This window comes from Bacteroides faecalis, assembly GCF_003865075.1.
GTDB lineage: Bacteria > Bacteroidota > Bacteroidia > Bacteroidales > Bacteroidaceae > Bacteroides > Bacteroides faecalis.
Map to the genome: position 1 here is coordinate 1 of NZ_BHWB01000046.1, position 7,121 is coordinate 7,121.

At 44.0% G+C, this 7,121-nt stretch carries 2 protein-coding genes, 2 tRNA genes and 3 rRNA genes; all 7 read right to left on the reverse strand.

What is annotated here, in order from left to right:
• A partial coding sequence (locus tag EJF25_RS24415) for a DUF177 domain-containing protein (protein WP_148098115.1) occupies positions 1-275 on the reverse strand: 275 nt, incomplete at its 3' end.
• Between the two features lie 199 nt (positions 276-474).
• Positions 475-585 (reverse strand): 5S ribosomal RNA (gene rrf / locus EJF25_RS24420).
• Between the two features lie 108 nt (positions 586-693).
• Positions 694-3,576: ribosomal RNA gene (locus EJF25_RS24425) — 23S ribosomal RNA — on the reverse strand.
• A complete protein-coding gene (locus EJF25_RS26275; RefSeq protein WP_262707190.1) occupies positions 3,577-3,708 on the reverse strand; it encodes a hypothetical protein in 132 nt (43 codons plus the stop codon).
• A 25-nt stretch (positions 3,709-3,733) separates the two neighbouring features.
• Positions 3,734-3,810, reverse strand: a tRNA-Ala gene (locus EJF25_RS24430).
• Positions 3,811-3,884: 74 nt separating this feature from the next.
• Positions 3,885-3,958 (reverse strand) — tRNA-Ile (locus EJF25_RS24435).
• Between the two features lie 307 nt (positions 3,959-4,265).
• A 16S ribosomal RNA gene (locus tag EJF25_RS24440) occupies positions 4,266-5,791 on the reverse strand.
• The 16S, 23S and 5S rRNA genes sit together here with 2 tRNA genes alongside, the layout of an rRNA operon.
• Positions 5,792-7,121 lie beyond the last annotated feature (1,330 nt).

Below are 7,121 nucleotides of genomic sequence, written 5' to 3' on the forward strand. Positions count from 1 at the left end.
CCAAACTTCACCATCAGTTTATCAGAAGAACTGATTGGCAGTTCCATTTCATCCAGACACCGGTCACATGGTACCCATACAATTCCATCTGTTTGGAAACTCAATTCGAAAGCACGAGAGGTTCTCTTTACAGTTAATGTAACATTGACTTTTCCTTTCTGAACTTCAGGACCATCAATGTGAGCGAAATAAAGATTATCCAATACAAACTCATACTTAGCAGAGTCTGCTTGCATGCCTTTCAAATCAATTTTGTATTTATCAAACTTTCCCAAAGCTTCTCTCTTTTTTAAATCGTTGGATTACAATTCGGGCGACAAAGATACAAATAAATATCCTCATAACATACAAATTATCAGTAAATCTTCACTTTTTAATAGGTATCACAAGAATTGTACAATAAGCACTCTCTTAATCAGAGCGGATAAAAAACAGAAAGCCCCTCCGGTCAATCGACTGAAGGGGCTTCTTCAAAAACGGCAGTTACCTACTCTCCCACTGTTACGCAGTACCATCGGCGTGACGAGGCTTAACTTCTCTGTTCGGAATGGGAAGAGGTGGAACCCTCGTGCTATAACCACCTGAAAAAGGTTATGACATGATGAAAAGTAAAATTACAGTAATCATTATTATCAATAGTATTTATTATATTAATAATCATAATACGCTAAACGTATATAACAAACAAAACCAGAAAGAAAGTAGACGGGCAATTAGTAATGCTCGGCTAAGATGTTACCACCTGTACACCTGCATCCTATCAACGTCATCGTCTTTAACGACCCTAAGAAATCTAATCTTGTGGCTGGCTTCGTACTTAGATGCTTTCAGCACTTATCCAATCCCGACTTAGATACCCAGCAATGCACCTGGCGGCACAACTGGTAAACCAGAGGTCAGTCCAACACGGTCCTCTCGTACTAGTGTCAGAGCCACGCAAATTTCATACGCCCACGATAGATAGAGACCGAACTGTCTCACGACGTTCTGAACCCAGCTCGCGTGCCACTTTAATGGGCGAACAGCCCAACCCTTGGGACCTTCTCCAGCCCCAGGATGTGACGAGCCGACATCGAGGTGCCAAACCCCTCCGTCGATATGAGCTCTTGGGAGGGATCAGCCTGTTATCCCCGGAGTACCTTTTATCCTTTGAGCGATGTCCCTTCCATACGGAAACACCGGATCACTATGCTCTAGTTTCCTACCTGATCGACTTGTGAGTCTCCCAGTCAAGCGCCCTTATGCCATTACACTCTACGGACGGTTACCAATCGTCCTGAGGGCACCTTTAGAAGCCTCCGTTACTGTTTTGGAGGCGACCACCCCAGTCAAACTACCCACCAAACAGTGTCCTCGAAATTACGAGTTAGAACTCAAATAATCAAAGGGCCGTATTTCAACAGCGACTCCATTCAAACTGGCGTCTGAACTTCAAAGTCTCCGGCCTATCCTACACATTAATTACCCAAATTCAATGTTAAGCTATAGTAAAGGTTCACGGGGTCTTTTCGTCCCATCGCGGGTAATCGGCATCTTCACCGATACTACAATTTCACTGAGCTCACGGTTGAGACAGTGTCCAGATCATTACACCATTCGTGCAGGTCGGAACTTACCCGACAAGGAATTTCGCTACCTTAGGACCGTTATAGTTACGGCCGCCGTTTACTGGGGCTTCAATTCAATGCTTCTCTTGCGATGACATCTCCTCTTAACCTTCCAGCACCGGGCAGGTGTCAGGCTGTATACCGAATCTTTCGATTTTGCACAGCCCTGTGTTTTTGTTAAACAGTTGCCTGGACCTATTCTCTGCGCCCAGCCGAAAAGCTGGGACCCTTTATCCCGAAGTTACAGGGTTAATTTGCCTAGTTCCTTAACCGTGATTCACTCAAGCGCCTTAGTATATTCAACCCGACTACGTGTGTCCGTTTACGGTACGGGTACCTCAAAGATTAAGTTTAGCGGATTTTCTTGGGAGTTTGATTACATACGCTATTACTTCATTCCGAAGAATTCGGTATACTATCAGGTTCGACTCTCATCCTGGATTTGCCTGGGATGATCAGCATCTACACCCTTTAACGGACTATTCCGTCAGTCCGCGGTATTGTCACTGCTCCGTCTCCACAATCACTCTTTAAGGTAGTACAGGAATATTAACCTGTTCTGCCATCGGCTTCGCCGTTCGGCTGAGCCTTAGGACCCGACTAACCCTGATCCGATTAGCGTTGATCAGGAAACCTTAGTCTTGCGGCGAGGGGGTTTCTCACCCCCTTTATCGTTACTTATACCTACATTTGCTTTTCCACACGCTCCAGTATAGCTGACGCTACGCCTTCGACGCGGAGTGGAATGCTCCCCTACCGATCATTGCTGATCCCATAGCTTCGGTAAAACACTTAATGCCCGATTATTATCCACGCCAAACTCCTCGACTAGTGAGCTGTTACGCACTCTTTAAATGAATGGCTGCTTCCAAGCCAACATCCTAGCTGTCTTAGCAATCTGACTTCGTTAGTTCAACTTAGTGTTTATTTGGGGACCTTAGCTGATGGTCTGGATTCTTCTCCTTTGGGACATGGACCTTAGCACCCATGCCCTCACTCCTGTGATTGGACTAATGCGCATTCGGAGTTTGTCAAGACTTGATAGGCGGTGAAGCCCTCGCATCTTATCAGTCGCTCTACCTCACATTAGTAACTCACAAGGCTGCACCTAAATGCATTTCGGGGAGTACGAGCTATCTCCAAGTTTGATTAGCCTTTCACCCCCACCCTCAGGTCATCCGGAAGCTTTTCAACGCTTATCGGTTCGGTCCTCCAGTTAGTGTTACCTAACCTTCAACCTGCCCAAGGGTAGATCACTTGGTTTCGCGTCTACTCCTTCCGACTGGACGCCCTATTAAGACTCGCTTTCGCTTCGGCTGCATGTCTCTAGACACTTAACCTTGCCGGAAAAAGTAACTCGTAGGTTCATTATGCAAAAGGCACGCCGTCACTGTTTTAACAGCTCCGACCGCTTGTAGGCGCATGGTTTCAGGGACTATTTCACTCTTCTATTCGAAGTGCTTTTCACCTTTCCTTCACAGTACTGGTTCGCTATCGGTCTCTCGGGAGTATTTAGCCTTACCGGATGGTCCCGGTGGATTCACGCAAGATTTCTCGTGTCCCGCGCTACTCAGGATACCACTACGCTTCGTCTGGTTTAGAATACCGGGCTATCACCGTCTATGGCCGAACTTTCCAGATCGTTCTTCTCACCAGATGTCATGCGACATCGTGGTCCTACAACCCCATAATTGCCGTAACAACTATGGTTTGGGCTAGTCCCCGTTCGCTCGCCACTACTAGGGGAATCATTATTATTTTCTTTTCCTGCAGGTACTAAGATGTTTCAGTTCCCTGCGTTAGCTTCCATCGAGGATGGATGTCATTCCTTCAGAATGACGGGTTGTCCCATTCGGAAATCTCTGGATCAAGGGTTATTTGCACCTACCCAGAGCTTATCGCAGCTTATCACGTCCTTCATCGCCTCCGAGAGCCAAGGCATCCGCCATGCGCCCTTGCTTACTTTCTTTCAAACTGACTTCTTCATGGTTGGCATGGGAATCGTTGTATTGCTACGAAGATACCAATTGATCCAATGAAGAGTGTGCGGCTTGATATATACTTTTAGCTCTTTACTAAATTTTACTTTTTGTTTCATCATGTCAAAGATCGTTTCTCTTGCGAGATGGTGGAGAATAACGGATTCGAACCGTTGACCCTCTGCGTGCAAGGCAGATGCTCTAGCCAGCTGAGCTAATCCCCCGAAGATTATGAAGAATAAGGAGGGAGGTATTGTTTTTATTCATACCATTCGTGTTCCTTTTTGCTTCTTCGAAGTAGTCCCAGGCAGAGTTGAACTGCCGACCTCTACATTATCAGTGTAGCGCTCTAACCAACTGAGCTATAGGACTGTGTTCTACGCATTATCGGCTGCTTTCGGCATAATCGATGCAAGCATCGCTTATGCTATCTCTTGCTCGATAATTCAACCTTGTCTACCATCGTTAGACTCGGCTTCTGTTTTCTCTTGTTTATCTCTATCTATACTTCTATAGATTTGATCTATATGTTATAAATAAACAAGTACTAGTAGTACATTAAATAGAACCTTGATAGTCTATATGTTGGATGGTTGAGGTAGAATGATAATCATTTCTATTTATAGAATAGGAGTGAGAAGCTATCTACGGCCATGCAACGGTAACGACATCGCTCCAGAAAGGAGGTGTTCCAGCCGCACCTTCCGGTACGGCTACCTTGTTACGACTTAGCCCCAATTACCAGTTTTACCCTAGGACGCTCCTTGCGGTTACGTACTTCAGGTACCCCCGGCTTTCATGGCTTGACGGGCGGTGTGTACAAGGCCCGGGAACGTATTCACCGCGCCATGGCTGATGCGCGATTACTAGCGAATCCAGCTTCACGAAGTCGGGTTGCAGACTTCGATCCGAACTGAGAGAGGTTTTGGGGATTGGCATCCTGTCACCAGGTAGCGGCCTTCTGTACCTCCCATTGTAACACGTGTGTAGCCCCGGACGTAAGGGCCGTGCTGATTTGACGTCATCCCCACCTTCCTCACATCTTACGACGGCAGTCTCTCTAGAGTCCTCAGCGTCAACTGTTAGTAACTAAAGATAAGGGTTGCGCTCGTTATGGCACTTAAGCCGACACCTCACGGCACGAGCTGACGACAACCATGCAGCACCTTCACAACTGCCTTGCGGCTATAGTGTTTCCACTATATTCAGTTGCAATTTAAGCCCGGGTAAGGTTCCTCGCGTATCATCGAATTAAACCACATGTTCCTCCGCTTGTGCGGGCCCCCGTCAATTCCTTTGAGTTTCACCGTTGCCGGCGTACTCCCCAGGTGGAATACTTAATGCTTTCGCTTGGCCGCTTGCGGTATATTGCAAACAGCGAGTATTCATCGTTTACTGTGTGGACTACCAGGGTATCTAATCCTGTTTGATACCCACACTTTCGAGCCTCAGTGTCAGTGACCAGTCTAGTGAGCTGCCTTCGCAATCGGAGTTCTTCGTGATATCTAAGCATTTCACCGCTACACCACGAATTCCGCCCACCTCTACTGTACTCAAGACTGCCAGTATCAACTGCAATTTTACGGTTGAGCCGCAAACTTTCACAACTGACTTAACTGTCCACCTACGCTCCCTTTAAACCCAATAAATCCGGATAACGCTCGGATCCTCCGTATTACCGCGGCTGCTGGCACGGAGTTAGCCGATCCTTATTCATATGGTACATGCAATATTCCACACGTGGAGCATTTTATTCCCATATAAAAGAAGTTTACAACCCATAGGGCAGTCATCCTTCACGCTACTTGGCTGGTTCAGGCTTACGCCCATTGACCAATATTCCTCACTGCTGCCTCCCGTAGGAGTTTGGACCGTGTCTCAGTTCCAATGTGGGGGACCTTCCTCTCAGAACCCCTATCCATCGATGACTAGGTGGGCCGTTACCCCGCCTACAATCTAATGGAACGCATCCCCATCTTTTACCGAAATTCTTTAATAACAAAATCATGGGATTTTTTTATACTATCGGATATTAATCTTTCTTTCGAAAGGCTATCTCCGAGTAAAAGGTAGGTTGGATACGTGTTACTCACCCGTGCGCCGGTCGCCATCGTTTCTATTGCTAGAAATATGCTGCCCCTCGACTTGCATGTGTTAAGCCTGTAGCTAGCGTTCATCCTGAGCCAGGATCAAACTCTTCATTGTAAAAGTATTTTTGAATATCCAAAAAGGATATCTGTGATCTCTGCCGGATGCCGTACGTTTTATTGACTTCAATCTAATACCTATTTAAAAGGTATTGACGGTTCTATTTTTTTTCTTGTACTACTTGTATTGTTTATCAATATGTCAAAGAACTTAATTGCTTTGGTTTCAAAAGCGGGTGCAAAGGTAAGGGGTTTATTTGAAACTACCAAATGTTTGGAAAAGTTTTTTTTCAGCTTTTCTCTTGGCTCTTTCTAAGGCTCTCTTATCGAAAGGGAAAGAAGGGACAAGATGAAGGAACTGGGGATAAACCGGTTTCTTTGCGAATCGGAGTGCAAAGATAAGAACTTTATGCTATTGCTTCCAAAACTTTTTGGAAGTTTTTTTGTTCTTTGTCTTAACCTGATTTACGCTTTTGCAGTTTGTCAAGTAACTAAGGCTTTCTTCTCTTGGAAAGCGGGTGCAAAAGTAGGGGATTTTAAGATATGATCCTAATTTTAGAGTACTTTTTATGCAAGTTTTTTTAAGATTGGGGATAAATGGCTGAGGGAGAGGGATGTTGTATAACATAATTTGGAGAGGGGAAGGAAGGAGGGGAATAGGGGGACTCATTATTATATTTAAAGCGAGAGAGATTCGAGAGAGAGAGAGAGTTGAGGGGATAAAATTGAATGAACGAAAAACGAATTATCCAAAAAAGGGAGAAGAGAACTAAGAACTAGAATAGAAACCACATTACAAGGAGTGAGAAAACGGATGCATTTATAAAAAGCATCAGGTATAAAATAAGGTGAAACGTGAATTCAGCTTCAGTACACATATAGAATTAAAATTTATATATTCATCACCCGCCACGTATGAATATATAGAATACTGAATATCTGCAATTAATAGTGTGATTGCAATATGTGATGGAAGTGTGACGAAAAAACTTGCCGTCACATTACTGAAATCAGTAAAATCAAATAAATCATTAAAATATATTTACTTTTAGTAAGAAGGATCCATACTTTTCTATAAAGGATAAACAGTTTCTCTAAGGGAAACTATTAGTTTCAGCGTTTGAAACAATCAATATATATATGACAAAGATACAATGTATAGGAGATCTCATCCAATATTATGAATATGTTCAACACTAAAAACATTATTTTCTAATATTTAGCACTTTTACCACTCGTGCTTGAACGAAAAAACAATAGAAAACGCCTTATGAACATAGAAAGAGAGATTAGAAGATTATTTTGACTGTTTGCATTATCATTGATTATTATAAATGATTCAAAATAAAAGTAAAATATAATGATGATGAAGAAAGGTGATAATAAGA